31 protein-coding genes and 1 pseudogene are annotated in these 26,510 nt (G+C 42.0%); 14 read left to right on the top strand and 18 right to left on the bottom strand.

What is annotated here, in order from left to right; all coding sequences use genetic code 11:
* From MF4642_RS16695 to def, 5 genes and pseudogenes are all read right to left on the bottom strand, one after another.
* Positions 1-85 (bottom strand): annotated as a pseudogene (locus MF4642_RS16695) (IS5/IS1182 family transposase); the annotation flags it as partial.
* 110 nt (positions 86-195) lie between these two features.
* Positions 196-960 (bottom strand): IS5 family transposase, encoded by a 765-nt coding sequence (locus MF4642_RS11580; protein ID WP_078426309.1) that lies wholly within the window; start codon positions 958-960, stop codon positions 196-198.
* A 234-nt stretch (positions 961-1,194) separates the two neighbouring features.
* On the bottom strand, positions 1,195-3,222 hold the full coding sequence (locus MF4642_RS11575; protein WP_078426308.1) for a TonB-dependent copper receptor: 2,028 nt from the start codon (positions 3,220-3,222) through the stop codon (positions 1,195-1,197).
* 72 nt (positions 3,223-3,294) lie between these two features.
* The gene (locus MF4642_RS11570; RefSeq protein ID WP_004684453.1) at positions 3,295-3,714 is read right to left on the bottom strand and encodes a DUF2946 family protein; all 420 of its coding nucleotides are present in this window, start codon (positions 3,712-3,714) and stop codon (positions 3,295-3,297) included.
* Positions 3,715-3,804: 90 nt separating this feature from the next.
* Positions 3,805-4,338, bottom strand: coding sequence for a peptide deformylase (gene def, locus MF4642_RS11565; protein ID WP_004684452.1), 534 nt, complete (start codon positions 4,336-4,338; stop codon positions 3,805-3,807).
* A gap of 120 nt (positions 4,339-4,458) precedes the next feature.
* Between def and MF4642_RS11560 the strand changes: the two genes are divergently transcribed.
* The 3 genes from MF4642_RS11560 to MF4642_RS11550 are packed head-to-tail and all read left to right on the top strand — an operon-like array spanning position 4,459 to position 7,384.
* Entirely contained in the window at positions 4,459-5,613 is a 1,155-nt protein-coding gene (locus MF4642_RS11560; protein ID WP_004684451.1) for a LysM peptidoglycan-binding domain-containing protein, read from the top strand.
* 22 nt (positions 5,614-5,635) lie between these two features.
* Entirely contained in the window at positions 5,636-6,769 is a 1,134-nt protein-coding gene (gene dprA / locus MF4642_RS11555; protein ID WP_078426307.1) for a DNA-processing protein DprA, read from the top strand.
* 45 nt (positions 6,770-6,814) lie between these two features.
* Positions 6,815-7,384 (top strand): L-threonylcarbamoyladenylate synthase, encoded by a 570-nt coding sequence (locus MF4642_RS11550; protein ID WP_078426306.1) that lies wholly within the window; start codon positions 6,815-6,817, stop codon positions 7,382-7,384.
* A 400-nt stretch (positions 7,385-7,784) separates the two neighbouring features.
* Here MF4642_RS11550 and MF4642_RS11545 read toward each other — a convergent pair whose 3' ends face one another.
* Positions 7,785-8,705 (bottom strand): DMT family transporter, encoded by a 921-nt coding sequence (locus MF4642_RS11545; protein WP_078426305.1) that lies wholly within the window; start codon positions 8,703-8,705, stop codon positions 7,785-7,787.
* A 337-nt stretch (positions 8,706-9,042) separates the two neighbouring features.
* Between MF4642_RS11545 and MF4642_RS11540 the strand changes: the two genes are divergently transcribed.
* The 6 genes from MF4642_RS11540 (at position 9,043) to MF4642_RS11515 (ending at position 13,125) form a co-directional block, all read left to right on the top strand.
* Complete coding sequence (locus MF4642_RS11540) at positions 9,043-9,597, top strand: hypothetical protein (protein ID WP_078426304.1); 555 nt, start codon at positions 9,043-9,045, stop codon at positions 9,595-9,597.
* Between the two features lie 123 nt (positions 9,598-9,720).
* Positions 9,721-10,266: a glutathione peroxidase gene (locus MF4642_RS11535; RefSeq protein ID WP_004984048.1), complete on the top strand. Its 546-nt coding sequence runs from the start codon at positions 9,721-9,723 to the stop codon at positions 10,264-10,266.
* Between the two features lie 198 nt (positions 10,267-10,464).
* A complete protein-coding gene (locus MF4642_RS11530) occupies positions 10,465-10,848 on the top strand; it encodes an RcnB family protein (protein ID WP_078426311.1) in 384 nt (127 codons plus the stop codon).
* Positions 10,849-10,983: 135 nt separating this feature from the next.
* Complete coding sequence (locus tag MF4642_RS11525; RefSeq protein WP_101495449.1) at positions 10,984-11,574, top strand: hypothetical protein; 591 nt, start codon at positions 10,984-10,986, stop codon at positions 11,572-11,574.
* A gap of 90 nt (positions 11,575-11,664) precedes the next feature.
* Positions 11,665-12,108 carry an AAA family ATPase gene (locus tag MF4642_RS11520; RefSeq protein WP_078426302.1) on the top strand — a complete coding sequence of 148 codons (444 nt, stop codon included), beginning with the start codon at positions 11,665-11,667 and terminating at the stop codon, positions 12,106-12,108.
* 81 nt (positions 12,109-12,189) lie between these two features.
* The gene (locus tag MF4642_RS11515) at positions 12,190-13,125 is read left to right on the top strand and encodes a hypothetical protein (protein WP_078426301.1); all 936 of its coding nucleotides are present in this window, start codon (positions 12,190-12,192) and stop codon (positions 13,123-13,125) included.
* A gap of 31 nt (positions 13,126-13,156) precedes the next feature.
* Here the strand turns inward: MF4642_RS11515 and MF4642_RS11510 are convergent, their stop codons facing one another.
* The 11 genes from MF4642_RS11510 to MF4642_RS11460 all read right to left on the bottom strand — a co-directional run bounded on the left by MF4642_RS11510 (position 13,157) and on the right by MF4642_RS11460 (position 22,029).
* Complete coding sequence (locus MF4642_RS11510; RefSeq protein WP_004684433.1) at positions 13,157-13,477, bottom strand: hypothetical protein; 321 nt, start codon at positions 13,475-13,477, stop codon at positions 13,157-13,159.
* A 357-nt stretch (positions 13,478-13,834) separates the two neighbouring features.
* On the bottom strand, positions 13,835-14,254 hold the full coding sequence (locus tag MF4642_RS11505) for a F0F1 ATP synthase subunit epsilon (protein ID WP_004684427.1): 420 nt from the start codon (positions 14,252-14,254) through the stop codon (positions 13,835-13,837).
* 26 nt (positions 14,255-14,280) lie between these two features.
* Positions 14,281-15,675 (bottom strand): F0F1 ATP synthase subunit beta, encoded by a 1,395-nt coding sequence (atpD, locus tag MF4642_RS11500; RefSeq protein WP_004684425.1) that lies wholly within the window; start codon positions 15,673-15,675, stop codon positions 14,281-14,283.
* A gap of 26 nt (positions 15,676-15,701) precedes the next feature.
* On the bottom strand, positions 15,702-16,571 hold the full coding sequence (atpG, locus tag MF4642_RS11495) for a F0F1 ATP synthase subunit gamma (RefSeq protein ID WP_005401891.1): 870 nt from the start codon (positions 16,569-16,571) through the stop codon (positions 15,702-15,704).
* Positions 16,572-16,659: 88 nt separating this feature from the next.
* Positions 16,660-18,204, bottom strand: coding sequence for a F0F1 ATP synthase subunit alpha (gene atpA, locus MF4642_RS11490; protein WP_004684423.1), 1,545 nt, complete (start codon positions 18,202-18,204; stop codon positions 16,660-16,662).
* A 44-nt stretch (positions 18,205-18,248) separates the two neighbouring features.
* Positions 18,249-18,785, bottom strand: a complete 537-nt coding sequence (locus tag MF4642_RS11485) for a F0F1 ATP synthase subunit delta (protein WP_004984037.1) — start codon at positions 18,783-18,785, stop codon at positions 18,249-18,251.
* Positions 18,786-18,797: 12 nt separating this feature from the next.
* Positions 18,798-19,268 carry a F0F1 ATP synthase subunit B gene (locus MF4642_RS11480; protein WP_004684420.1) on the bottom strand — a complete coding sequence of 157 codons (471 nt, stop codon included), beginning with the start codon at positions 19,266-19,268 and terminating at the stop codon, positions 18,798-18,800.
* Positions 19,269-19,306: 38 nt separating this feature from the next.
* On the bottom strand, positions 19,307-19,552 hold the full coding sequence (gene atpE / locus MF4642_RS11475; RefSeq protein WP_000424060.1) for a F0F1 ATP synthase subunit C: 246 nt from the start codon (positions 19,550-19,552) through the stop codon (positions 19,307-19,309).
* A gap of 84 nt (positions 19,553-19,636) precedes the next feature.
* On the bottom strand, positions 19,637-20,512 hold the full coding sequence (gene atpB / locus MF4642_RS11470; RefSeq protein ID WP_004684418.1) for a F0F1 ATP synthase subunit A: 876 nt from the start codon (positions 20,510-20,512) through the stop codon (positions 19,637-19,639).
* 107 nt (positions 20,513-20,619) lie between these two features.
* Positions 20,620-21,018, bottom strand: a complete 399-nt coding sequence (locus tag MF4642_RS11465) for an ATP synthase subunit I (protein ID WP_004684416.1) — start codon at positions 21,016-21,018, stop codon at positions 20,620-20,622.
* 171 nt (positions 21,019-21,189) lie between these two features.
* Positions 21,190-22,029: a metal ABC transporter solute-binding protein, Zn/Mn family gene (locus tag MF4642_RS11460; protein WP_078426300.1), complete on the bottom strand. Its 840-nt coding sequence runs from the start codon at positions 22,027-22,029 to the stop codon at positions 21,190-21,192.
* 141 nt (positions 22,030-22,170) lie between these two features.
* Here MF4642_RS11460 and MF4642_RS11455 point away from each other — a divergent pair, with 141 nt between their 5' ends.
* The 4 genes from MF4642_RS11455 to MF4642_RS11440 are packed head-to-tail and all read left to right on the top strand — an operon-like array spanning position 22,171 to position 24,738.
* The gene (locus MF4642_RS11455) at positions 22,171-22,665 is read left to right on the top strand and encodes a transcriptional repressor (protein WP_004684412.1); all 495 of its coding nucleotides are present in this window, start codon (positions 22,171-22,173) and stop codon (positions 22,663-22,665) included.
* Entirely contained in the window at positions 22,650-23,432 is a 783-nt protein-coding gene (gene znuC / locus MF4642_RS11450) for a zinc ABC transporter ATP-binding protein ZnuC (RefSeq protein ID WP_078426299.1), read from the top strand. Before MF4642_RS11455 ends, znuC begins: the two co-directional genes overlap by 16 nt.
* Before the next feature lie 3 nt (positions 23,433-23,435).
* Positions 23,436-24,236, top strand: a complete 801-nt coding sequence (gene znuB / locus MF4642_RS11445; protein ID WP_078426298.1) for a zinc ABC transporter permease subunit ZnuB — start codon at positions 23,436-23,438, stop codon at positions 24,234-24,236.
* 4 nt (positions 24,237-24,240) lie between these two features.
* Entirely contained in the window at positions 24,241-24,738 is a 498-nt protein-coding gene (locus tag MF4642_RS11440) for a DUF523 domain-containing protein (RefSeq protein WP_078426297.1), read from the top strand.
* On the opposite strand, the gene MF4642_RS11435 is transcribed toward MF4642_RS11440, so the two are convergent.
* The gene (locus tag MF4642_RS11435; protein ID WP_078426296.1) at positions 24,719-25,339 is read right to left on the bottom strand and encodes a LysE family transporter; all 621 of its coding nucleotides are present in this window, start codon (positions 25,337-25,339) and stop codon (positions 24,719-24,721) included. The two genes, MF4642_RS11440 and MF4642_RS11435, sit on opposite strands and share 20 nt — an antisense overlap.
* 161 nt (positions 25,340-25,500) lie before the next feature.
* On the opposite strand from MF4642_RS11435, the gene MF4642_RS11430 reads away from it, so the two are divergent.
* On the top strand, positions 25,501-26,421 hold the full coding sequence (locus MF4642_RS11430) for a Dyp-type peroxidase (protein WP_078426295.1): 921 nt from the start codon (positions 25,501-25,503) through the stop codon (positions 26,419-26,421).
* The last annotated feature ends 89 nt before the right edge of the window (positions 26,422-26,510 follow it).

The raw sequence follows: 26,510 nt of genomic DNA, 5'->3' as shown, positions 1-26,510 counted from the left end.
CCATTTCAGTAAAAACATGTCGAGGTACGCCAACCAAGCGTTTGAATTCAGAATCTGAAAAACGATTTAATTTCTGATATCTCATGAAATTTATATTGAGGTGGTTTTTACTTTCGCAAGAGGTCTATTGTTTTAATTAATTTAAATAGAAATATATCAAAGTAATATTTAAATATTTTAGGGTCTGTTGACATTTCAAGTATAGAATTTACCCGATAAAGGTAGCCAAATAAATATACAAGCTAATGCAACTGCCCCCTCATAGCTACACTTTAGCTTATCATATCGTGTTGCTATTCCTCTGAACTGCTTTAACCTACAAAATGCATTCTCAACTAAGTGTCTGATTTTATATAAATACCAATCCATATGATCATTATTTGACTGAGTATTTGATTTTCTTGGAATATTCGCTTTAGTTTTTTTCACAGATATTTGTTCTCTTAATGATTCAGAGTCATATCCTTTGTCTGCACAACATACTTCCGTTTCACTCAAATCAAGTTTTTCAATCATTTTGGGAGCAATCTTGACATCATGTATCGTTCCATCGGAGATAATAATTTCGATTGGATTGCCATCCGCATCAACAGCTAAGTGTATTTTAGAACTATTTCCACCAATGCTTTTAGAAATATCCTGATCTTTTATTCCAGCAGAATGTTGGTGTGCCCGAACATGACTAGCATCAATAAAAACCCATTCCATATCAGCATTTGAAGAAATTAATTTAAATATTTTCATTAACTTATCATTTTTACACCAGCGATTATATTTTTTAAAGATTGAGTTATACGAACCAAATTCTTTAGGCAAATCACGCCATGGGCAGCCTGTTCTTATTCTATAAAGTATTGCTTCGACAAAATTTCTCAAATTAGATTTGAAATAGATATCAAAATTTCGGAAAATAGAAAGTAACTTAGACCAGTGTTGATCATTCAGCATTGTACGAGGCATAGCGAGAAGTAAATTTGGTTTGGCGATTAAATTTTACTTTCTCGCTATTTTTTTGAACAGAAAATGTCAACAGGCCCCAAAGTAATATTTAAATATTTTATTTAAATCGCTTTTTCTTTCTACTTTTTATGGTGAATATCCGCTCACAATGCTGTTTTCTCACTCAATTTCTACCTTAAAACCAAAACAGCCATTCTATTTCTAGAATGGCTGTTTCCGATCATCTCAACATGTTTAGAACTTCATACTGATACGCGCCCAATAATTACGTCCAATATTATTGAATTGTTCGGTTGCAGCATAATCAAAACCTGAACTTCCAAGTTTATTCAAATGCTCGGCATAGTTTTTATTCAGCACATTATCTATTCCGACTGAAAGGTCTAAATCTTTTTGGATATTATAAGTCCCATTTAAAGACAAAGTTCCAAAACTTTTACTATCTTCTAAATCGTATCCAATGATATTGCCTTCTCGATAACTGGTACGATCTTGTGCTGCCACCACACGCCATAACAAACCAAGATTATATTTCTCTTGCACATAACGTAGATTGAAACGCCCTTCTAATGGTGCAATTTGCGGTAAAGCGGTGTGATCCGTTGTATTTTCACCCCACGCATACATGGTACTGATATCCGCTTGAATTTGATCCGTCAACTGGTAAGCTACACCTACTTCAGCACCGGCAATGGTTGCATCGACATTTCGGCTACGAGCTTCATATTTCGTTTTACCCATAGAAATCACGGGTACATATTTAACTAATATATAGTCTTGAATCAAACCTGCATAAACTGAAGCCCATGATTTAAATGCACCCTGTTCATATTGATAACCTGCATCAAACTGCGCGGTTTTTTCATTCTCTAAATTGGCAAAGGTCGTACCTGTACTTTGATGGTATTTGGTACTAAACAATTCCCAATAATCAGGCACACGCTCTACATAACCCAAACCTGCGTAAGTTTTAACATGTTCCGCAAGTTCACTTTCAATTCGAATAAAACCACTTGGCAGGGTTTCTTTACGCTCTGTATCAGTGGCTAAGTTATCGATCTTCGCTTGATCGAGGCGTGCACCTGTCACCAGTTTATGCTGATCATTGAATGCATAACTCAGCTCACCGAAAGCCCCATAAGACTCAAAATCCATATCTCCGACACGAGCTTTATTTTGATAAGGAGACATTAAGCTACCACTACGTTTAGTGTGCTCATTTTTTTGACTATCAATACCTGAAATAAGTTGCAATTGTCCCCAGTCCTGCGTCATAGCAACCCGTGCATTTAAAGTCCTACGAGCAACATTTGAAGCCATCGGCATTGACATACCATCTGCGGGATTAAATTTTCGCAAACTAAAATTATCCATGACATGATCGTTATAGCTATAGTCCACCTGCGCTTCGACTTTCTTGATCACCTCACTAATGTTTTTCTTTTCAACATGTAAACCTAGACTTTCACGAGCAAACTTAGAGCCATCCATGCTACGTCCAGCATAGACTGCCTCACCATCACTCTTCCCACCTTTCAGCTCTATCCATGTGTCCTCATTTGGAGTCCAGCCCAGCGCAAGATCTGCATTCCACTTTTCCCAATCGGACGGAACCGTATTGCCAGCTCCATCTTGATAGCTATCTGCAATCGAACGGTTGGCATTTAAACGTGCGTATTTCGTTTCATCACCAACAGCGGCTTCAACATTCTGATCCAAGCGACCATAAGAGCCAAGCATGACACTGGCTTGTCCGCGATAGGGTTTCACCGAAGTGAGCTGTTCAGGTTCACGTTCAAAAATAACAGTTGCGGCTGAGCCAGTATGTGCATACTGAACAGTTTGTGGCCCTTTTACGACTGTGATTTTGTCGTAGCTTTCAGGGGAGACATAAGAAGCTGGATTATCCATACGACCTGGGCATGCGCCTAAATTTTCCGTACCATCTGTGAGGATTTTAATACGTGAGCCAAACATACCGCGGAAGGTGACATCACCATTCGCCCCACCATTTTTGATTTGGTTAAAACCCACAATACTTTGTAGGTAGGCTGCACCATCAACCGCAGGAATTGGCTGAGTGGGTTGTTTAGGGTCAGCATGTACAATCAGACCATGGGCATCATTGCCCTGCTGAGCCGTCACCACGATAGGTGCTAAAATGTGTGCACTGTCTGCTTCAGCGGCAAATACGACGCTTGAAAAACAAGCAAGGGAAATCGCAGCCGCAAGAGGCTGTAAAAAGAATGTAGGCTGAGCCATTTTTATTCTCACTGAATCTATAAATACAACTAGGCTAGAGTCCGTTAAGACCCGAAAAATATATGTCTAGGTTTATACAAACAGTGGCGGTGCTCGCCCTTGAGGTAGTAAAAAGAGTTGTTGCAGTGCAAACCAAACATGCGCAAAGGCTTTTTGGAATGCAATTAAACGGACTTGAATACGGTCAAGTACCGCTTTTAACTCTAAATCAGGCGGCAGCACGAGATTGCCATATACCGTACAGTATTGGCATTGATGACTTGCATCATGATGATTGTGTTCGGCATGTTGTGAACTGAGTTCATGCTGATGTGTTGAATGCTTTTCAGCATGAGAACTGAGATGTTCAACTGGTTTGAGTAAAAGCGCACGCGAAATGGTTTCACAGACCGGCGCAATTTGATATTGCGTCGGTAGTAAAGGCTGTAAAAAAACAGCAATCTGTAAAAACACAGCTACACAAGACAGTAGCAACGCAGCTCTAAAAAACAATCCATTCCATCCGAATTGAGAACGCGGCCAGTATAACAAAGCCCAATTGAAATTGGGCTCACTTTAAAGATGATTTTTAAGCAAAAAAACTTAACCGCGTTTCACAGCTACTTTGTCTTTTTGGCGCTGACGAGTCAATTTTTCTACTTTTTCACGTGCACGTTGACGCTTCAGTGGTGACAAATAGTCGACGAACAATTTGCCATTTAAGTGATCCATTTCATGTTGAATACAAACAGCGAGAAGTTCGTCAGCTTCGATCTCAAATGCTTGACCTTCAAGGTTAATTGCTTCGATCTTTACGCGTGACGGGCGCTCAACTTTGTCGTATATTTGGGGAACTGATAGGCAGCCTTCTTCATAGGGCTGCGTTTCTTCAGTCAATGGGGTAACTTTGGGGTTAATGAATACCAAAGGTTGATCTTTATGTTCAGACAAGTCCATGACAATCAACTGAATATGACGATCAACTTGTGTCGCGGCAAGTCCAATGCCTGGCGCTTCATACATGGTTTCAAACATATCTGCAGCCAGCTGACGAATTTCATCAGTAACTTCTTCGACGGGTTCTGCAATGGTACGAAGACGGGGATCAGGAAAACTTAAAATAGGTAATAAGGCCATACTGCGTCCTCAATTATGCCATTGATCAAAAAACCAAATGAAGGGAATGCTTGATCAAAAAAATGTGTGTAATATCGTTATTATAACGCAACTACATACATAATTTTAGGAATTATGATAATGAAAAAGGTTTTTATGGGCATGCCATCTTTTAGTGCCTTGGGGTTTAAGCAACACATGTTAGCACTTGCGGTTTGCGTAAGTGTTGGCGCAGGCGTCATTTCAACAGCTCAAGCGGCGCCTACACGAAATTACAATCCACCTGCTTTAAAAGCCAATGCACCGAATGTTTATGTGGTGAAAAAAGGCGATACCCTGTGGGATATTTCTAAACGTTTCCTAAACAATCCTGTGCGTTGGCCTGAAATTTGGGCCAGCAATAGACACGTCAAAAATCCACATTGGATTTTCCCGGGTGACCGCTTACTGATGTGTACTCATGAAGGCCGTCCAATTATTGGTAAAGACGAAGGCGATGGCTGTGAAGGGATTATTCGTCGTTATACAGGCGGCACTAAACTTCAACCTCAAGCACGCGTTGAGTCTTTAAACAATGCCATTCCTGTCATTCCACTGGAATACATTAAAAACTGGCTTGAACACAGCACTATTCTTTCAGAGGAATCTCTGGAAGGTACACCATATATCGTTGGTGCTGCCGATCAGCGTGTCATTGCAGGTAAAGGTCAAACCGTTTATGCACGTGGCCAAGGCATTGAAGTCGGTCAACGCTACGCGATTTACCGTGAAGGCGAACCGTACATTGTGACGGATGCAGAGGGTAAAAAACAAAATCTAGGTCTAGAATTGACTCAGGTTGGCTCAGCCATTGCCATTCGTGGTGAAAATGACATGTCCACTTTAGAAATCACAGATTCGTATAATTCTGAAGTACGTCGTGGTTATCGCGTACTGCCTGAATACGACGCCATGCTTCCAACCTTGTTCTACCCAACACATGCACAAGATGTGACTGGGGGTGGACAAGTGATTCGTGTTCAAGGTTCGATTGGTCTAGCTGCGAAGCATTCAGTTGTAACCATTGATCGTGGCACAGTGGATGGCGTTCAATCGGGTTATGTGTTCTCGGTTAGTCAAAAGGGTCAAGAAATTCGTGATCCGAAAACCAATGAAAAACTGACCCTTCCAACGGAGCGTATCGGCAACATCATGGTATTTAAAACCTTTGACCGTGTCAGCTATGCTTATGTGCTCGACAGCGAACTACCAATGAACTTGGGCGCGAAACTTTCTCCCTCTGTCGTGGATGAATAATCCGTTGCTTTAAGGTGTATATATGCTGAACTCTTTATCACATGAACAGATTGCAACAATCACCCTGTGGTATTTAGTTCAGCATTCTTTATCGAGCTTTCAAAAACTACAGCAGCATTTTGGCACAAGCACAAAAGCTGTTGCTGCCTCCAATCTTCAGATCTGGCCAAATCTCGGCTTACACAAAAGCCATCTACAACGTGTCGCAGAAATCCAAACACCTGCTGGACAAACCAAATTACAAACTTTATTGCATGACGTCCAATCCAATTGTGATTTTATTTTGCTTGATAGTGAAAGTCATTATCCCTCGCAGCTGCTGCCCTATGCTGACCGACCACCGATTTTATTTGGTCAGGGCAATCCACAAAGTTTACTCCAACCTCAAGTTGCTATCGTCGGTAGTCGAAAACCCAGTCCGCACGGCAAACAAGTGGCTTATGACTTTGCTTATTACCTCGCCGAAAAAGGCTTTTATATTTGCAGTGGTTTAGCTGAAGGCATTGATGCAGCGGCACATCAGGGCGGCTTAAAACATCAACGCACTATTGCGGTGATGGGCACGGGCTTAGATCTCACTTACCCTTCCCAACATCAAGCCCTGCGTACGCAAATATTAGAAAATAATGGCTGTATCATTACTGAATTTTTACCACATACACCGCCTTTACAGCATAATTTTCCACGGCGCAACCGCATCGTCAGTGCATTGAGTTTAGGGGTTGTGGTTGCAGAAGCCGCACTCAAAAGTGGCTCTCTTGGCACAGCCAAAACTGCTGCTGAACAAGGCAAGATAATTTTTGCGATTCCCGGTCATATTTACAGTGAACATCATCAAGGTTGTCATCAACTAATCCGAGAAGGGGCGATTTTGGTTGATCATCCTGAGCAAATCATTGAAGACTTGGCACTCCCCACTCAATGGCATAGCCAATCCCAGTCACAAGAAACCGCCCCAAGTGCTAGTATTGAGATCCCATCTGATTTACTCAAACTTTATAATCAACTGGATTGGGTGGGACAAAATATGGATCAACTTAATTTCAAACTTAACACCGATATTGCCACACTCACGAGCCAGTTAATGGAACTGGAGATTTTGGGGCTTGCACAACAACAGGCTGGTAATTATCTGCGTTGCCGTTCCAACCAATAAGGTTCACAATAACCCTTTATGAATCAATAAAAGGTACTAAGTGTAATGATTACCACCTCTGTGACTGAAGCGGCGCAATGTTTAAAACAAGGTCAAGTTTTAGCATATCCAACAGAAGCAGTATGGGGTTTAGGCTGTGATCCGTATAACGAACAGGCCTTTCTAGATATTTTGCAGATTAAGCAACGCCCGATTGAAAAAGGGGTAATTTTACTGGCTGGGCAAATTGCTCAAGTTGAACCGCTTTTAGAACATTTAGATCCCAACATCCGCCAGCAAGTGATCGAGAGTTGGAGTGATCGCAGTCCATCAGAACGCGCAACCACGTGGTTACTACCAACGAATGAACACATTCCGACATGGATTAAAGGCAATCACCCTAAAGTTGCTGTACGGGTAACCACACATCCGATTTGTGTGGCGCTTTGCAATGCTTTTCAAGGCTTTATTGTCTCCACCAGTGCCAACCCCGCTGGATTATCACCTGCCCGTTCACTACAAGATGCCAACCACTACTTTGCCCAACAGGTCAATTATCTGAATGGTGACCTAGGCTTGAGCCAAGAACCGAGTCGCATACTCGATGCCGAAACTGGCGCAGTGGTTCGTGCTTAAAAGCGTGCTATTTCTCAGGATTTTTACTGAAAAATAGATAAAAAAAAAGCTCAGCCATATAGGGATGGCTGAGCATAAAAAAGGATGTGTAATCACATCCAGAGGGTCTGAAAACTGATGAGCAAACACTTAATACCCGTTTTGACATTGGCCTAAGTTTGCAGTGCGCGTATTATGTAGCAAATTGCATTTCTAAACAAATAGATTTTTTATATTAAAAACAGCGTTAAAACGCTGATTAATTGAGATAATTAAAATATAATTCAAATTATCTACCTATTTTTAATCAGCTTTTATATACATTAAATACATTAATCATCTAAAATAGCATTAATAAATTAACTTATTAATGAATTATTCTATTAAAAAAATAATTTAAATGATCGATTTTCAACCAAAATTAATCCATCGAGTTTACTAAAGGTGCCGTTTTTAAAGCTGTTTTACGCTGTGCCAGTAAAATGCCACAGATAATGACCACACCACCGACCGTATGATAAACCGTCCACGCCTCTTTCAACCAGACATAGGCAATCACTGCGGTAAAGACTGGCATCAAGTTCATGAAAATACTGGTTCGATTCGGCCCTAAATGGGTAATGGCCAACATCCACAGTAAAGGCGCAACCAAAGAAGGGAAAATGCTGGCATACATAACACTTGCCGCATTTTGACTATTGATTGAATCGAGACCGAAATAGGCAATAAAAGGTAAATGGTAAAGCAGTGCAAAAAAGATCTGCACATAGAGGCTCAACATCAAGGGAATTTGCAATTGCCACTTTTTCAAAAACACCCCATAAAAGGCATAGAAGAATACCGCAACCACCATCAGGACATCACCCAAATGCCCACCCGATTGAACTAAGCCTGCAAGATTGCCCTGCCCAATGATATAAACCAAACCTGCAAAAGATAAAATACTCCCGATCATCGCAAAACGATTTGGAATATCTTTTAAGATCAGCAGTGAAACAAAAATGGTAAAGATCGGAATAAAGGCATTAATCAATCCCATATTGGTCGCAGTCGTATAGTGCGCTGCGGTGTAGGCTAAGCCCTGATACAACACCAGACCAAATGCACTTAGCACTGCCAACTGACCCAAATGCACTCGAATTAATGCCCACTGCCGACATAAAGGTCGCACGACAAAAGGTGTTAACAGAATGAAGGCAAAGAACCACCGATAAAAACTAATACTGACTGGCGAAATGAAATCAGCTACATAACGCGTAACGACAATATTGATCGACCAAATGAGTACGGCAATGATAGGGAGACTCAAAGCCCAATACATACGTTGTGTTGTGGTACTCATTCTTTTTCCCGTTTAGCTTTTGTTTGCAAAATTTAAATGAATGGTAAAACATTTTTATGATTTATTCGAATATCATTTGGGTATCACACATAATTGATACATTTATCTTAAAATATAAAATTCATAAAAAACATAATATTAAGACAATGTAAAACTATACACTTCAATAAATTGATGCATTTCAGCAGCTTCACTCTACAAAAACACCATAGAACAATGTCAACGATCTCTGCATCGTATTGATGCTGTTCTAGCGAACGTATTTTTTAATTGATTGGTCATTGCTCTTATAGACTTTGGCCTACAAAAACATATTTCCCGATAGAAGGATGTCGTTATGAAAAAGTTACTTTTAACCACAGTTTGTATGGCCACACTTACTTTGGCTGCGTGCGAAAAAAAAGGAACTGAGCCAGCCGTTGAACAAACGACGTCTGCATCTGAAGCGACCTCAACCGAAGCAACCACTATCGTTGCTAATCATAGCAATAACAATATTGCCGATATTCAAGCCGATTTGTTAGCCGTACAAACGCTATCGAATGCCAAAGCTCAAGAAGCCACCGCGTTTCAAAAAGAAGTGAGTGCAACCTTAGAGAAAAAGGATCCCGCTCAAATTAAAAGTATGGTTGAAAAAACAGAAACCTATGTGAAGCAATTTAATGATGAATTGGATGCCTTAACCTTAAAAAGTGCTGAAGTAGATGCTTTACGTGAAAAAATGCAGGACGCCAATGATCTGGGTGTCGAGCTCACCAAAGAAAGTACAAAAACAACGCCAGATAGCGCGAAAATCACCGAACTTCAAAACAAAGCCACTGAATTGCAGAAATCGATCATTGCTGACGTAACGGCTTTAGAAGCGAAAGTCAAAGCAGCTCCAGCATCTTAATGACCTCCCTACTCTTTAAAGCAAGCCTCGGCTTGCTTTTTTGTTGCGATCAACCCGCAAATGGGCGTGACTTTGTCGAACGCTTCCAACACAATAAAATGCACATCGTATAAGGACACGCAAATGAGCACTTCGATTTATAACATTCCTGTCAAATCCATTCAGGGCGAAGACATCAACTTAAACCAATACCAAGGTAAAGTTCTCTTGGTGGTGAATGTGGCATCTAAATGTGGCCTCACACCGCAGTACGAAGGTTTAGAAAAACTCTATCAAGACAAAAAATCACAGGGTTTAGAGATTCTAGGTTTTCCTGCCAACAATTTCTTGGCTCAAGAACCGGGTTCAGATGCTGAAATTCAAGAATTCTGCTCCTTAAACTATCAAGTAGATTTCCCGCTTTTTTCAAAAATCTCGGTCGCAGGGGATGATAAGCATCCGTTATATGAAACGCTCACCCAAGCGGTGCCTGAACGTATTGGTGAAGGCCCTTGGTGGAAAGACTTGGTGGACTATGGTTTAACACCGAACGAACCACCTGAAGTGCTGTGGAACTTTGAGAAATTCTTAATCAATAAAAATGGCGAAGTGGTTGCGCGTTTTGCACCGGACATTACGGCCAATGATCCGCGTATTGTCGATGCCATCAATGCCGAATTGGCCAAATAAGCCTGAAGCTGTTTATAAGCAGTCGAATTTAACGGCTGCTTATATTTTATTTTTTTAAATGAGTAATGACACTCGAATCGGTTCGATCTTCATGATTTCTTCTTTATTTTGATGATTTTACAACACTTCATTCACGATCAATCAAATACTTCACTCTATGATGCATCTATCCGCTCAAGACAACCAAAAGTGAAGCTCATGAATACCTTTATAAAAGCAGCTATTTTATCTATCTCAACGGCATTGATTGCCCTTCCTACACTAGCAGCACCACAAGAACAACATCAGCAACATCAGCAACATCACGCAGCTCAGTCACACGGACATGCGCAACAGCAGACATCAAATGGACATCAACAGCCAACTCAAGCCACTGTAAAGAAAGCCAACCGTCCATCTCAAGACTGGAAAGCAGGTCAAAAACTCCCAAGCGCTTACCATAGCAATGCCTATAAAGTAGATCACCAAAAATACAAAAAACTCAGCAAACCGGCTAAAAACCAACAGTGGATTAAAGTGAATGGCGACTATGTACTGACAGACATTCGTAATCATTCCATTATTAAAATCATTGCTGGTTAAACTGCTGTAAATGAAGAGTGCTCAGGCACTCTTTTTTTTGTTTTAAAAAGTTTTGTTATGACTTTGAAAACCAGCATTTTATCTACACATTTTGCCCTTATATTAAAAAACACATAGCCCAATATTGATTTGATGATGAAAAAGCTTTTACAAAACTTGGTTCTTCCTTTTGCACTGTTTAGTTCAGGCATCCTACTCATTGGCTGTGAGCAAGCAACAGAGCCGAATCAGCAAGACATCCAGACTGAGTCATCTGAGCAACACCAATCAGCGAATACACAAAGCCCTGAAAAAGCTGAACTGAAAAGTGGCAACATGCTCTATATCGTGCGTGATGTTGCAGATATGCAATTAAAAGCAGGCGAATATGTCACTCAGCTGCAAGAAACCCAAAATGACTTGCAGACCGCAATTGAACAGCACGATCAGCAACAGTTGCAAGAAGCCGCGACAGCTTTACAACAACAGCTTACAGGTTTCAATAATGCCTTGAATGGCCTGAATCTTAAAACCCAAGAAATCAATGATATCCGTGAAAAATTACTGTCTGCTAACCAACAAGTTTTAGCTTCGCCTTTTTTAAATGGACAAGTGGATTTTAGCCAAGTCGACTTTAAAAAGATACAACAGCAAATGGGCACGATCCAATCTGAAATGTTGAAACTGGCTTCAATGATGATTCCGCAACAAGCTGAGAATGATAGCTCAAACACAAACCGATCTTAAAACATGTAAATATTGGTGCTTTCAGCAATAGAGTAGGAGAAAATGACTACAACCGTTTTCTCCTACTTTGATTGAGGCACGATTTCACACATGCAGCTGATTATTTTTATGGGCATCCAAGCTTCGGGAAAATCGAGCTATTATCTGCTGAATTTGGCACATAGCCATTTGCGCATCAACCTTGATATGCTGAAAACACGGCATCGTGAAAAACTCATTTTTGAAGCAGGACTGGCCTCAAAAACCAAAATGGTGATTGATAATACCAACCCTACGCCAGCCGATCGTGCGCGTTATATTGCCAGTGCTCAGGCCGCAGGCTTTGAAATTGTTGGCTATTTCTTTGAGACTGAGCTTAAAGGTGCACTGGAACGCAACCACTTACGTGAAGGCAAAGCCTGCATTCCTGAAGTCGGAATCAGAGCCACCGCTCAAAAATTTGAACCTCCACACTACGCTGAAGGCTTTGATGCACTGTATAAAGTTCGTATTCTTGGGCAAGGTGAATTTTCAATTTCACCCATACAGATTTGAAGCTTTAATGAAAAAACATTAACTATTTCTCATTTTTAGGCTACCATGTACAAATAAGAAACACAGAAAAACATTTTTATAATGAAAAAAGTCATTCTTGTGATCGCCTGTTTAGCAATCATCGTCTTTGGCGGGATGCACTTTTTAATGCCTGAAAAAACCACGCCACACTTAACCCAGTTTTTTTCTAAAGAGCATAAAGAGGTTCAACGTATTCAGGACTGGCTCAAATACAAACAACAACAGCAGTTACTTTTGGTCGATGTTGTAAGCCCTGTCAGCCCCAAACAACAAGGTGCTTATGCTGAATACATCAAACAAAAAATTGAGTTCAACCAGCAAAATATTCAGCGCCTGCAGCTCAGCCGCTATCAAAGCAAAGCGTTTAAAGAGCTACAACAGCTCGAAATTCATGCGCTAGAGCAATGGAATACATTATTTCAAACGCATATTGTAGATGCCTTCGTTGAACAACAACATTTCACTGAAATTCCAGCCGAAGAATACCAACAATTTGATACTGAAGCGCGCTATGCCTTACAAAAGCAAGAAGTTTTGGTTCTCGAACACTTACAACAATTGCTGCAACACAACAGCCCATATCTGTCTGACATCGATCATAGCCTGCTCAGTGATTGGCTTTATTACCAACTGATGCAACATGAAATTCATCCGGTTTTCTCTGAATGGTTGGAAGTCGAAACAGATATGCCTGATCGAAGCCGTCAAGATGCGATGCAAGACTTAAGGCTTTATAAGCGGTTTAACCCCAATACCGATGAATATAAGTACATCATGTCACTCGAAACACAGCTTTGGCAGAACGAACACCCATCTTCAAATTTGCTTGCACAGCCGTCCAATACCATGTCCAATTCGGATATCGAAATCGATCCAGAGATTGTGATTCCTGAAGATAAACCTCAAGTTGAGCAAATCAAAAAGTTGATTGAGACTCAACACAATAGCGTTAGCCGCATGATGTTCAGCCAATTGCGTCAAAGCTTTTTGCAATAAATTTAAAATAATGCTTTGAGCTCACACCTCATCAAAACGAAGACTGTTCCTGAGTTTTGCTCTGTGCTAACCATTCTTTAAAAGCCTTTTGCATGGCGTGACGCTCATATGGCTTGGCTAAACGTGCTTCCATCATTGAAAAATCACCCTTATAAGCTGCTTCAATCATGGCTTTGGTCAGCTCCTGAATACTCTCGCGACCTCGATGTTCATATTGTAATATTTCTTCTGAAGTCAGTACCAAGTCCCAACATGACACCACTGAACTCATATCGACTGCGATACTCAGATAATAATGCTCAAAATCTTGGTAAAGTTCCCAAAAGTGGGATTCATGCGCAATCAGGTTCATCTTCATCTACCCTCACAGAGAAGTGTTCAAAATATAACTTCTGTTGAATAAAAGATATGCAACTTTAGATAGTCGTGCCCCTGCTAAACGAAATATATCAAGCATAGGAGCGCTGGTTCAGCTGAATTTTAAAAATTGTGTATTCAAAGTATTCTACAAGCCAGCGTACAGTTAAAAGACGAAGGACTATCATGCAAAACAAAGATTGCATGTATGCAGCAGACCAATCCAGTCCATTTGAACAATGACAACTAAGAAACCAACAAACTCATCATGAAATAAGCAATTGACGCATTTTCACCAACAGACATAAAAAAAGCCACCTTTCGGTGGCTTTTTTTAATCTCAAACCGTCTCTTATTGAGCGCGGTTTTTGATTTTGCGGATGGTTTCCAACTGAGCAGCAGTTTCTGCAAGAGCAGCCAAAGCAGCAGCCGAGTCCAAGTCGCTCTTTTGATTCGCGAGCAATTGTTCAGCGTGTTTACGCGCTTCAAGAATTGCTGCTTCATCTAAGTTTTCTGCACGGACTGCAGTATCTGCAAGAACCGTAACAACATGCGGTTGAACTTCTAGAACACCACCAGATACATAGATTAACTCTTCTGTACCGTTTTCAAGCAGAACACGGATTGTACCCGGCTTGAGTAAAGTTACTAGTGGCGCGTGACCAGGCATAATACCTAATTCACCACCAGCACCTTTAGCAATTAGCATCGTTACAGCGCCAGAGTACAAAGACTCTTGAACACTTACAACATCACACTGCATAGTCGACATGAGAATCTCCTAAATTAGGTAACTAATTAAAGTTTCTCAGCTTTAGCAATTACTTCGTCAATACCACCAACCATATAGAACGCTTGTTCTGGAATGTGGTCATATTCACCAGCTAAAAGACCTTTAAAGCCACGAATCGTTTCTTTAAGCGGTACAAGTTTACCAGGAGCACCAGTAAACACTTCAGCTACGTGGAACGGTTGAGAGAAGAAACGTTGGATTTTACGCGCACGGTAAACAGTCAACTTATCTTCTTCTGCAAGTTCGTCCATACCAAGAATCGCGATGATGTCTTTCAATTCTTTATAACGTTGAAGAACGTTTTGAACTGAACGAGCAATCTCGTAATGCTCAGCACCCACTACTAGTGGATCTAACTGACGTGAAGTTGAGTCAAGTGGATCGATCGCTGGGTAAATACCAGAAGATGCGATGTCACGGCTCAATACTACAGTTGCATCTAAGTGAGCAAACGTAGTTGCAGGCGATGGATCTGTTAAGTCATCGGCAGGTACGTATACCGCTTGGATTGACGTAATAGAACCAGACTTAGTCGATGTAATACGTTCTTGAAGAACACCCATCTCTTCTGCAAGTGTAGGCTGGTAACCTACTGCAGATGGCATACGACCTAGAAGTGCTGATACTTCAGTACCTGCTAGTGTATAACGGTAGATGTTATCTACGAACAATAGTACGTCACGGCCTTTGCCGTTTTCGTCTTTCTCGTCACGGAAGTACTCAGCCATGGTCAAACCAGTCAACGCTACGCGTAAACGGTTACCCGGTGGCTCGTTCATCTGACCGTAGACCATTGCTACTTTGTCTAGAACGTTTGAGTCTTTCATCTCGTGATAGAAGTCGTTACCTTCACGAGTACGCTCACCAACACCAGCGAACACAGATAAACCTGAGTGCGCTTTCGCGATGTTGTTGATCAACTCCATCATGTTTACAGTTTTACCAACACCGGCACCACCGAACAGACCAACTTTACCACCTTTAGCAAACGGGCATAGTAAGTCAATGACTTTAATACCAGTTTCTAAAAGGTCAGTAGAAGCTGCTTGTTCAGCATAAGAAGGTGCTTGACGGTGAATCGGCAAACGCGCTTCAGTCGCAACTGGACCAGCTTCGTCGATTGGGCGACCAAGAACGTCCATGATACGACCCAAAGTCGCTGTACCCACTGGTACAGAGATTGGAGCGTTAGTATTCGTTACGTTCAAACCACGCTTAAGGCCTTCAGTAGAACCCATTGCAATAGTACGAACTACGCCATCACCAAGTTGTTGCTGAACTTCTAATGTAGTTTCAGTGCCATCAACGTGGAGAGCGTCATAGATCTTAGGAACGCTGTTACGTTCAAACTCGACGTCGATAACCGCGCCGATGATCTGAATGATACGACCGCTACTCATTGCTGTCTCCTCAATTCAAAATAATGTTAAACGGCAGCGGCACCACCAACGATCTCAGAAATTTCCTGAGTAATCGCGGCTTGACGCAGCTTGTTATAAATAAGTTGTAGGCTCTTGATCAAATCACCTGCGTTGTCCGTTGCAGCTTTCATTGCAACCATACGAGCTGACTGCTCACACGCGATGTTTTCGATCACGCCTTGATATACCACAGACTCGATATAACGAACCAATAAGCCATTTAAAAGCTCTTCAGCTTCAGGCTCATAGAGATAATCCCAACCGTATTGACGGTTAAGGGTCTTGTTTTCTTCAGCAGTTGCTAAAGGAACAAGTTGTTCGATTTTTTGATTTTGAGTCATGGCATTGACAAAGCCGTTTGACACAAGATAAATACGATCTAACTCGCCTTTATCAAATGCGTCTAACATCACCTGTACAGAACCAGATAACTGTTCAAGGCTTGGTGTATCACCGACATTTGTCGTAGCACCCAGCACTTTACCGCCGTAGTTTTTAAAAAACGAAACCGCTTTTTGACCAATTAAAGCAAATTGAACTTCAATTGACTGCTCTTGTTGCTGTTGTACGTGTTTAACCACTTTTTTGAACAAGTTAATGTTCAAACCACCAGCAAGGCCACGATCTGAAGACACAATGATATAGCCAACGCGCTTCACAGGGCGTTCAACCATATAACGGTGTTTGTATTCAGGATTCGCTTGAACCAAGTGAGCAATTACACGGTGCATATTTTCGGCATACGGACGGCCTTGAGCCATGCGCTCTTGCGCACGACGCATCTTAGAAGCTGCTACCATCTGCATCGCGCGAGTAATTTTCTGCGTGCTTTTGATACTAGCTACTTTGGCGCGAATTTCTTTTAAATTTGCCATACGCTTAACCTAGTATTCGAAGGCCCTTTCGAGCCCTCGAAGGTTGATCCGTGAACCAAACCAAAACTAAATCCAACTGAAGTTGAAATTAGTAAGTTTGAGTCGCTTTAAAGCTTTCAATACCTGCTTTGATTGCAGCTTCGATGTCTTTGTTGTAATCACCAGTTTCATCGATGTTTTGCATTAACGCAGCATTTTCTGAACGGAAGTAAGAGATTAACGCAGCATCAAAGTCTACGATTTTCTTCACTTCAACGTCAGCCATGTAGCCTTCGTTAGATGCATAAATTGAAACAGCTTGGTCAGCAATTGAATATGGAGCATATTGTTTTTGCTTCATTAATTCAGTTACACGTTGACCATGTTCAAGTTGCTTACGAGTTGCTTCATCAAGGTCAGAAGCGAACTGAGCAAACGCTGCCAATTCACGGTATTGCGCCAAAGCAGTACGGATACCACCAGACAATTTTTTGATGATCTTAGTCTGCGCTGAACCACCAACACGAGATACAGAGATACCCGCGTTCACAGCAGGACGAATACCTGCGTTGAATAATGATGTTTCAAGGAAGATCTGACCGTCAGTGATCGAAATTACGTTCGTTGGTACGAATGCAGATACGTCACCCGCTTGAGTTTCAATGATTGGTAATGCAGTTAATGAACCAGTTTGGCCTTTAACTTCACCATTCGTGAATTTCTCAACGTAGTCAGCAGAAACGCGCGAAGCACGCTCAAGAAGACGTGAGTGAAGATAGAATACGTCACCTGGATACGCTTCACGACCTGGTGGACGACGTAATAACAATGAAATTTGACGGTAAGCAACAGCTTGCTTAGACAAATCATCATAAATGATCAGTGCATCTTCACCGCGGTCACGGAAGTATTCACCCATTGTACAGCCAGAGTATGGAGCCAAGTACAACATTGCTGCTGGATCGGCTGCAGCTGCTGCTACAACAGTGGTATACGCCATAGCGCCAGTTTCTTCTAGCTTGCGCACAACGTTAGCAATAGTCGATTGTTTTTGACCAATAGCTACGTATACACATTTAATGCCAGAGTTCTTCTGAGCGATGATCGCATCGATCGCCATCGCTGTTTTACCAGTTTGACGGTCACCAATGATCAACTCACGCTGACCACGGCCTACAGGGATCATTGTATCTACTGATTTATAACCAGTTTGTACAGGTTGATCCACTGATTGACGCCAAATTACGCCTGGTGCTACTTTTTCAACAGCATCAGTTAATTTTGCATCAATTGGGCCTTTACCATCAATTGGGTTACCCAAAGCATCTACGACACGGCCTAAAAGTTCTGGACCAACCGGAACTTCTAATACACGACCTGTGCAACGCGCTTTTTGACCTTCTTGAAGGCTTAAGTAGTTACCTAAAACAACGACGCCCACTGAATCCTGTTCTAGGTTCAGTGCCATACCGTATAAGCCGCCGTCGAATTCGATCATTTCACCGTACATTGCATCAGCAAGGCCGTGAATACGCACAATACCGTCGGAAACCATAACAATGGTTCCTTCGTTTTTAGCGGTCGCGCTGGTGTCCAGATCGCCGATACGCTGTTTAATGAGCGCACTGATCTCGGATGGATTCAGTTGTTGCATTGCGCTATACCTCAATCTTTTTAAAGTTCAGTCTTCATATGCAATTAAGCAAGAAGACGAGTCCGCATTTTTTCTAGCTTGTTAAGCGCAGAATCATCTATCACTTGGTCGCCTGCACGAATAACAACACCAGCAATAAGCTCTGGTTTAACTTCTACAGAAACATTTACCGCAGCTTCGAATTTTTTCTCTAAAGCATGTGCAAGTAATTGTTCTTGTACAGAAGTCAATGGGAATGCAGATTCAATGACTACATCCACAGTATTGTTATTCTGTGATTTGAGCTGCTCGTATTCAGCAGAAATTTCAGGAAGAAGCGCCAAACGGTTGTTTTCAGCAAGCAATGTCAAAAAGTTTGACACTGCTGCAGTTTGGTCTTCGCCTAATACTTTTGCAAAAAGACTTACCTGCTCAGCAGGAGTAAGCTCAGGGCGAGTTAAGAAAGCTGAAAATGCTTCGTCTTGCACCGCAGCACTGAGCAAGTTCAATGCAGATGACCAAGAGTCAGTTGCATTTTGCTCAGAAGCGTAAGCAAATGCTGCTTTAGCGTACGGGCGTGCCAACGTCAAGAGTTCAGCCATAATCCGCCTCTCTTAAAGTTTAGCAGCCAGCTGAGTCAGCATGGCATTGTGAGCTTCAGCATCAACTTTTTGGCTAAGAATTTTCTCAGCACCTGTTACTGCAAGATCAGCAACTTGTTGACGTAATTCTTCACGAGCAGAATTGATTTCTGTATCAACAGCTTCTTTTGCTTGTTGACGAATACGCTCACCTTCAGCTGACGCTTGAGTACGAGCTTCTTCTACCAATTGTGCACCGCGACGGTTCGCTTGTTCGATCAATTGAGCCGCTTGCGCTTTCGCTGCATCTAATTCAGCTTTCACTTGAGCTTGCGCATCCGCAAGATCAGCTTTTGCTTTTTCAGCAGCGTTTAAGCCATCAGCGATTTTACGCTGACGCTCACTAATCGCATTGATTAGTGGTGGCCATACAAATTTCATGCAGAATGCGACAAACATCGCAAATGCAATCGCTTGGCCAATCAATGTGAGGTTGATATTCATTGCTATTCCTCAATAGTTTAATTTAGGAATTAAGCTGATTAACCTACAAATGGATTAGCAAAGATGAAGAACAAGCCAATACCAACACCGATCATAGGCACAGCATCAAGAAGACCCGCGATTAAGAACATACGAGTTTGAAGTTGTGGAGCCAATTCTGGTTGACGTGCAACAGCTTCAAGGAAGCGACCGCCTAAAAGACCAAAACCAATCGCAGTACCTAAAGCACCAAAAGCGATCAAGATAGCAGATGCAATTGCAACTAGACCTAAAGTGAGTTCCATGATAATTCCTCAGAGGTTAGGTTTATACCAAATTAAATTAAAAAATTGTGCGCCCAACCATCCAGTGATAGTTGGGCATTACCATTAATGCTTTTCGCTTGCCATGCTCAAGTATACGATAGTCAGCATCATAAAGATGAATGCTTGTAGCGTGATAACAAGAATGTGGAAGATCGCCCAAGGCACAGACAACGCCCATTGGATCCAGAACGGTAATAATGCGATAAGGATGAAGATTAACTCACCTGCATACATGTTACCGAAAAGTCGCAGAGCCAATGAAACTGGACGTGCAAGGAATGTTACTAATTCAAGAATTAAGTTCACTGGAATCAATAACGCTTTTGCAACTGGGTTACTTGGGTTAAATGGGTTAAGTGCTAATTCGCCAACGAAACCACCAATCCCCTTTTCGCGAATACTGTAGAACAAGATCAATACAAATACAGATAAAGACATACCTAGGGTAATGTTTGGATCTGTAGAAGGTACAACCTTGAAGTAAACGTGATGAGGATCCATACCAAATACACTTGCACCAATCAGTTGAGCTGTATACGGAATAAAGTCAACTGGGATTAAGTCCATTGCGTTCATGAGGAAAATCCACACGAAAATGGTCAATGCAAGTGGCGCAATTAAGCGTGATTTGCCATGGAAAGTATCGCGAACACTTGAGTCCACAAACTCAATGATCATTTCAATTGCAGACTGGAACTTGGTTGGAACACCAGAGTTTGCAGCTTTCGCTACACACCAGAACAACAAACAGAAAATCACACCAAGAGTGATAGACCAACCCATTGAATCCAAGTGAATAGCAGTGAACCCCATCTGTTGAGCTTCTTCAGCAGTCTCAGCCAACTTCCATGAACCATCTGGCATTTTGCCATAAGTCATATTCGTCAAGTGATGCTTGATATACTCGGTCGAAGTAAGGGCATGTTCTTCAGCAGCCATAAATCACACCTGGTCAATGTCAAATACAAATAGAGAGAACGAACATCGCGTGCTGCTTGATATCTCGTCCATCTCCTAAAAAACTTTTCAATTTTTTGTAGTGCTTATTAAACTCGTTTTTGTTGACGCGACACCCAAAATGGAGCAACCCACGTCATGGTTTGAACGAGCATAAAACCACAAAACAACGCCACCGCTGACAACGGTTTGACATTGCTTAAAATTAAAATGAAACCAACAATCACAATTGCAAACTTACCCATCATGCCTTTATACATGTTCGCAAGAACTTGTTTAGAAGCGCGAGCTCCTGCTGCTCGAAACGACTGCCATGAAAAATAGCAAGTCGCAAGCCAACACACGAGCGCACCTAATGCTGCACTCAGGGCTGCGGTTGAGTCTTTCACGACCCAGCCGATCAAGGCTGAAACAGGAATCATACATGCTTGTAAGAGGACTAAAGCTTTCGCTAATCGTCGGTCAATCAAGCGACTAGTTCGGCTCATTATTTATTCACTCACAACAATCATGCTTGACAAGTTTAGCTGATGATTATTTTTAATCGCAGGCATTATAGAGTTACACCCCTGAACATGCAATCTTTTCCCGACCTAAGTCGAGTTTTTTTCTATGTTTAAATTGCTTTTAAACTAATCAATTATTGTTTAATTTTTGCGTCACTTTCGTGCATTTAGCACACATTTATGCACATGATCGGCCAATTGCTTCCACGCGCTGACAAAATCCCCTGCCCCAGTCATGCTTTCATCAACAGCTTGGAAAACCAATGGGTTCAACTTTTGATATTGTGCTTGACTGGCATGCACTTCGGCCAAAAGGCACATCTTTGAATAAGGGCGGCTGTCATTTAAGTATTTGATTTGCGCAACCGTAGGGGCAATATGTGGGTCATCTGTCAAGGCGCCTGCAAAGCGTAAGTTTAAAGGTCGCTCAATGTATTGATAGGCATCATGAAAAGACCAATACGGCCGAGCTTGGGGACTTTGACTATATATAGCTGAGACTTGCAACATTTTCTGAGCAAAGATTTTGGCATTGTTCCAGTAACGCTCCTTATACTCAGGCATCTGTTGTGAACGCAGACCTGCAATAAAGAAACCGATACGTACCGCATTGTTTGGGTCAAGCCAAACATGGGTATCGATGGTATTTTTTAAGGCATCACCACGGGTATTTCGTAGTGGTAAAGCATTGATAATGCCTGAATCTAAAATAGAAACTGCTTTATCATTGGGGGGCAGGAGTTTATCCAGCGGTGCTTCATGGGCTCGTCCCAACCAAACAACCAAACCTGCATCCTGAATGATTTTACGATGCATTGGGGTCAAACTTACATCATGTCCAGATTGATCGGCCAACAATAAGGTTGGTTTTTCAATGCCTTTCGTCACTTCCTGTGCAATCAAGTAAATCGGCTGTGTAGAGACAACCAAGTCTTGCGTCCAAGCAACACTACTAAACAGCGCAAACGCAAAAAAAGCCAAGAAACGGGACATGGGGAGCAATCACTAGAAATACAATTAGTGTTATAATATAACAAATTGATAAAAATACCTATGCCTAATCGAAACTCTCTGCGCTTCATGTTAAGATTTAATGTCGTTTTTCTTTTATAAATTTTGCACTTGAGGTTTGTTATGAGCGCTTGTTCTCACGAACACCACCATGCTTTACATGATGTGCATGGTCATCACAACGTTGAGACGCGTTTGGCTGAAGCAGAAGTCTTGTGCGCAGGAACTGGTGCGCGCCTAACCCCCTTAAGAAAAGAAGTCTTGGCATTGATCCTAAATGCGACAGGCCCGATGGGTGCGTATGACTTGTTGGCTAAAATTAAAAGCAATGCCGACCGCCCTGCTGCCCCACCGACGGTGTACCGCACCTTAGACTTTTTATTAGAAAAAGGCCTCATTCACCGACTCACCTCGATTAATGCCTATATTCCGTGTTGCCATCCACGCGAAGGCCATCAAGCAGCTTTTCTCATTTGCACCGATTGCAAATCAGTGACAGAGGCCTCTGCTCAAGGATTATTACAACAACTCGATGCACTTTCCGCAGCCGATGGTTTTACGGCACAACATAGCATTATTGAAATTTCAGGAATTTGTCAGCAGTGTCGCCACAAATAAGCCTCGATCCTGTTCTGGTCGAACTCTCCCAAATTAGTGTTCGTATCGATGAACGCGACATTTTAAAACATGTCGATTTTGTCTTACATGAACGGGAAATTGTGACCCTAATTGGTCCGAATGGTGCGGGGAAATCCACACTCATTAAAGTGCTATTGGGTATTGTTCACCCTAATGCTGGCGACATTAAAACAACAAAGCCACTCAAGTTTTCTTATGTGCCACAAAAATTTAATCCCTCACATAGCCTACCGCTTAGGGTGAAAGACCTCTTAGCTTTGGAAAAATGCGATCCTGCAATCAAGCAAGAAATTATCCACGATACGGGGATCAGCAAACTTGAAAACTCCAAAGTACAGCAGCTTTCAGGTGGAGAGCGTCAACGCGTTTTACTGGCTCGTGCGCTGTTACGTCAACCTGATATTTTGGTTCTCGATGAACCCATGCAAGGCTTAGACATTCAGTCTGAGGCTGAGTTGTACGACTATGTGCGCAGTTTACCCGCCAAATATGGTTGTGCTGTGCTCATGGTTTCACATGATTTGCAGTGGGTCATGCAAGGAACTCATCGTGTGGTGTGTTTGAATAAACACATTTGTTGTAGTGGCCTGCCTGAAAGTGTGCAACAACACCCTGAGTATCAAGCTATTTTTGGTACTAACCGCGTGTTCTATCAACATCATCATGATCACTGCGCACATGGTGATAGTGCAACGCCTTGTCAGCATGACGCTCGCCCACACATTCACCCTGAACCGGAAGCTTAACTCATGATGGAATGGTTACAACTGCTGTTGCCTGCATGGATTATGGGCACGCTTCTGGTCTTTTTAACTGCGCCACTAGGCTGTTTGATGCTATGGCGTCGCATGTCATTCTTTGCCGACACCATGGCACATGGCACGTTACTGGGTGTCGCGATTGCAGGAGCAATGGCGTTTCCCTTGTGGATGGGTGTGGCTTTTATTGCGGGCTTGTTGGTGGCGATCCTTTGGGTTTTGCATGATCCGCGTTTACCTAATGACGCATTACTCGCACTCTGTTCTGCAACCTTGCTCTGCTCGGGTCTGATGTTTATTCAACATATTCCAAGCTTAAGACCTGAATTACTCAGCTATTTATTTGGTGATTTACTCACGATCACTTGGACAGACCTGCCCGTTTTTGCGACCGTTATTGTTGTTGCACTAGCAGTGCTTTATAAAAGTTGGCAAGCTCAAATTCAGATCGCGATCGATCCTGATATGGCCGTCAGTGAAGGTGTCAGTGCGAAATGGCAACGTTTGATTTTTATGTTGCTACTGGCTTTATTTACCATTTTAGCACTTCGTGCAGTGGGTTCTTTACTGATGGGTGCCTTGCTTGTCATTCCAGCACTCACCGCTCGACTGCTTGCCCACTCTCCAAAACAAATGGTGATTTGGGCCTTTGTGATTGCGCAAATTGGGGTGACAGTTGGTTTATGGTCCAGTGCAGGGCTAAATACTTCTACAGGACTCAGCATTGTCTTAACCATGTCGATTCTGTTTGCGCTGATTTTTATCGCGCAGAAGTTTAAAAAACTGACATAACTAAATGATCCATCAACGTTATTTTATCAGCGCATGTCTACTCGGACAAAAAGTCCGTTATGACGGCAAAGACTGCTTAGTCTCTCAGTTAGTTGAAGCCTTGCTCGATAAAAATTATGTCAGCTTATGTCCTGAAGTCAGTGCAGGACTTCCAACCCCGCGTCCCACAGCAGAAATTCGCCACGGGTCTGGTGCTGATGTTTTATTAGGCCACGCACAGGTTTTTTCCTCAGATGGCCATCAGATTAGCGATGTCTTTATTCAAGGTGCTTACAAAGCTTTAGCATTGGCGCAAGCCAATCACGTTACCCATGCTGTGCTCAAAGCCAATAGCCCATCCTGTGGCAGCGATGGTATTTATGATGGCTCATTTACTGGACAAAAAATTGCAGGGGAAGGAATTACTGCCGCCCTATTTCGTCAGCACGGTATACATGTGGTTACCGAACAACAATTTTTAGCAGAACTGACGCAGACTAAACTTACTGATGAACCAAACTAAGCAATCCCGCCGCACAACTAAATAACACTGCGAAAGTACGATTGAGATATTTTTGCTGTCGCGGTGATGTTAAGAGTTTTAAAACTTTCGCTGCTAACCCCGTATATCCTGCCATCACAATCAAATCAATCGTGACCATCGTGACGGCCATCACCGCATATTGACTCCACTGCGGTTTAGACAAATCCAAAAATTGCGGTAAAACTGCCAATAAAAATACGATTGCTTTGGGATTGCTCATATTGATCAAAAAGCCATACATCACCAATTTGGAGCGCGACTTAGTCGGTTGTTCTTGTTGAATTTCAATCGATTGAATGGGTGCCATCCATTGTAAATAAGCCAAATACAATAAATAAGCCACACCAAACCACTTCACGGCCCAAAATGCCCAAGGCGTTGTGGCAAAGAGCACCCCTACCCCAGCCGCCACAATACCGATTTGCACCAACAAGGCGAGTTGTAAACCCAGCGCATTCCAATAGCCATGCCTAAAACCGTAGTTAAGGCCACTTGACATTGACGCAATAGCCCCTGCCCCTGGAGAAATACTAATGATCCAACATGCGAGTACAAAGCCAAGCCAAATTTGAAATGACATAGTGGTATTGAGAAAAAAATGACCTTTAGATTATATGATCTTTCATGCTTTTAGGGTTTATTATTCATCAATGAATTTATCACTTAAGACTATGAAGCTGAAACTGCATAAGGCACAATAAGTACAGCCAATAGAAATAACAATTTTTTTAGGAGCCATGAATGACCGCCCAATCTGTAATTCTACCATTACCTTCAGATCATGCCCGTTTTATTGTTTTACGTTTAAAAGATTTAAGTATTGAAGAACTTAAAGAAAAATTAGAAGATTTATTTTCAACCCGTGATCGTCTCATTACCCAACATCCACATGCGCAAATTAAAACAGCGGTTGCTTTTGGCCCTGAACTTTGGGCACAACTTCATCCTAGAGCACCTGCTGGGTTTAAACAGCTAGAGCCCATTTATGGCTCTTTCAATATGCCTGTTTCACCTGCGGATGTTTTAATTCATATTGCGTCTCAGCGTACCGATATTTGTTTTGCCCTGAGTCAATCCTTCTTTGAAGGTATCCAAGATAAAGTTGATGTTCTAGATGAACGAGTCTGTTTCCGCAATTTTGATGGTCGAGATTTGACTGGTTTTATTGATGGTACTGAAAACCCGCAGTTCCCCGATGATCGTGCTGCAACGACTTTATTAAGTGAAGATGCAGGAGTATTCGCAGATGGCTCTTTTATCTTTGCACAGCGCTATTGTCATGATTTGGAAAAGTGGAAAAAATTAAAAGTTGATGCTCAAGAGCAAGTCTTTGGAAGGACAAAACTTGAAAGTATTGAACTAGATGATGACGTTAAGCCTGAAAACTCTCACGTTGCACGTGTCGTGGTTGAAGATGATGAAGGCGAGGAAATGGAAATCCTACGTCACTCTCTTCCATATGGCGATGGTAAAGGTGAGCAAGGTTTATTTTTTATTGCCTATACGAAAGATTTAAACATTATTGATGCGATGTTACTGCGTATGTTCGGTACCAGTGGTGATGGAATTCATGACCGTATGCTTCATTTTGTTGCTCCTGTGGACGGTGCTTATTATTTTGCGCCGAGCGAGGAATTGCTGGAAGCAGTGTTGCAAGGGTGATTTTTAAAGCCTGTATCTAAAGTTGAAAATTTTTCCTCAAAAACTTAATCTTACTATTACCCACATTTTTACATAATAAGTAAGATTAA

Source organism: Acinetobacter sp. MF4642, assembly GCF_002018925.1.
GTDB lineage: Bacteria > Pseudomonadota > Gammaproteobacteria > Pseudomonadales > Moraxellaceae > Acinetobacter > Acinetobacter johnsonii.
The sequence above is the reverse complement of the archived record's forward strand: the minus strand, read 5'-3'. Positions and strand labels throughout refer to the sequence as shown.

Bases quoted from the DNA above. Each gene is read 5' to 3' on its own strand.
- MF4642_RS11560 (WP_004684451.1), top strand. From the start codon at position 4,459: ATGAAAAAGGTTTTTATGGGCATGCCATCTTTTAGTGCCTTGGGGTTT.
- MF4642_RS11465 (WP_004684416.1), bottom strand. From the start codon at position 21,018: ATGAGCCGAACTAGTCGCTTGATTGACCGACGATTAGCGAAAGCTTTA.
- MF4642_RS11545 (WP_078426305.1), bottom strand. From the start codon at position 8,705: ATGAGTACCACAACACAACGTATGTATTGGGCTTTGAGTCTCCCTATC.
- dprA (WP_078426307.1), top strand. From the start codon at position 5,636: ATGCTGAACTCTTTATCACATGAACAGATTGCAACAATCACCCTGTGG.
- MF4642_RS11525 (WP_101495449.1), top strand. From the start codon at position 10,984: ATGAAAAAGCTTTTACAAAACTTGGTTCTTCCTTTTGCACTGTTTAGT.
- MF4642_RS11430 (WP_078426295.1), top strand. From the start codon at position 25,501: ATGACCGCCCAATCTGTAATTCTACCATTACCTTCAGATCATGCCCGT.
- MF4642_RS11510 (WP_004684433.1), bottom strand. From the start codon at position 13,477: ATGAACCTGATTGCGCATGAATCCCACTTTTGGGAACTTTACCAAGAT.
- MF4642_RS11580 (WP_078426309.1), bottom strand. From the start codon at position 960: ATGCCTCGTACAATGCTGAATGATCAACACTGGTCTAAGTTACTTTCT.
- MF4642_RS11480 (WP_004684420.1), bottom strand. From the start codon at position 19,268: ATGAATATCAACCTCACATTGATTGGCCAAGCGATTGCATTTGCGATG.
- MF4642_RS11505 (WP_004684427.1), bottom strand. From the start codon at position 14,254: ATGTCGACTATGCAGTGTGATGTTGTAAGTGTTCAAGAGTCTTTGTAC.
- MF4642_RS11575 (WP_078426308.1), bottom strand. From the start codon at position 3,222: ATGGCTCAGCCTACATTCTTTTTACAGCCTCTTGCGGCTGCGATTTCC.
- MF4642_RS11540 (WP_078426304.1), top strand. From the start codon at position 9,043: ATGAAAAAGTTACTTTTAACCACAGTTTGTATGGCCACACTTACTTTG.
- MF4642_RS11460 (WP_078426300.1), bottom strand. From the start codon at position 22,029: ATGTCCCGTTTCTTGGCTTTTTTTGCGTTTGCGCTGTTTAGTAGTGTT.
- MF4642_RS11455 (WP_004684412.1), top strand. From the start codon at position 22,171: ATGAGCGCTTGTTCTCACGAACACCACCATGCTTTACATGATGTGCAT.
- atpA (WP_004684423.1), bottom strand. From the start codon at position 18,204: ATGCAACAACTGAATCCATCCGAGATCAGTGCGCTCATTAAACAGCGT.
- MF4642_RS11435 (WP_078426296.1), bottom strand. From the start codon at position 25,339: ATGTCATTTCAAATTTGGCTTGGCTTTGTACTCGCATGTTGGATCATT.
- znuB (WP_078426298.1), top strand. From the start codon at position 23,436: ATGATGGAATGGTTACAACTGCTGTTGCCTGCATGGATTATGGGCACG.
- def (WP_004684452.1), bottom strand. From the start codon at position 4,338: ATGGCCTTATTACCTATTTTAAGTTTTCCTGATCCCCGTCTTCGTACC.
- atpG (WP_005401891.1), bottom strand. From the start codon at position 16,571: ATGGCAAATTTAAAAGAAATTCGCGCCAAAGTAGCTAGTATCAAAAGC.
- MF4642_RS11535 (WP_004984048.1), top strand. From the start codon at position 9,721: ATGAGCACTTCGATTTATAACATTCCTGTCAAATCCATTCAGGGCGAA.
- MF4642_RS11550 (WP_078426306.1), top strand. From the start codon at position 6,815: ATGATTACCACCTCTGTGACTGAAGCGGCGCAATGTTTAAAACAAGGT.
- MF4642_RS11515 (WP_078426301.1), top strand. From the start codon at position 12,190: ATGAAAAAAGTCATTCTTGTGATCGCCTGTTTAGCAATCATCGTCTTT.
- MF4642_RS11440 (WP_078426297.1), top strand. From the start codon at position 24,241: ATGATCCATCAACGTTATTTTATCAGCGCATGTCTACTCGGACAAAAA.
- MF4642_RS11530 (WP_078426311.1), top strand. From the start codon at position 10,465: ATGAATACCTTTATAAAAGCAGCTATTTTATCTATCTCAACGGCATTG.
- MF4642_RS11485 (WP_004984037.1), bottom strand. From the start codon at position 18,785: ATGGCTGAACTCTTGACGTTGGCACGCCCGTACGCTAAAGCAGCATTT.
- MF4642_RS11520 (WP_078426302.1), top strand. From the start codon at position 11,665: ATGCAGCTGATTATTTTTATGGGCATCCAAGCTTCGGGAAAATCGAGC.
- atpE (WP_000424060.1), bottom strand. From the start codon at position 19,552: ATGGAACTCACTTTAGGTCTAGTTGCAATTGCATCTGCTATCTTGATC.
- atpD (WP_004684425.1), bottom strand. From the start codon at position 15,675: ATGAGTAGCGGTCGTATCATTCAGATCATCGGCGCGGTTATCGACGTC.
- atpB (WP_004684418.1), bottom strand. From the start codon at position 20,512: ATGGCTGCTGAAGAACATGCCCTTACTTCGACCGAGTATATCAAGCAT.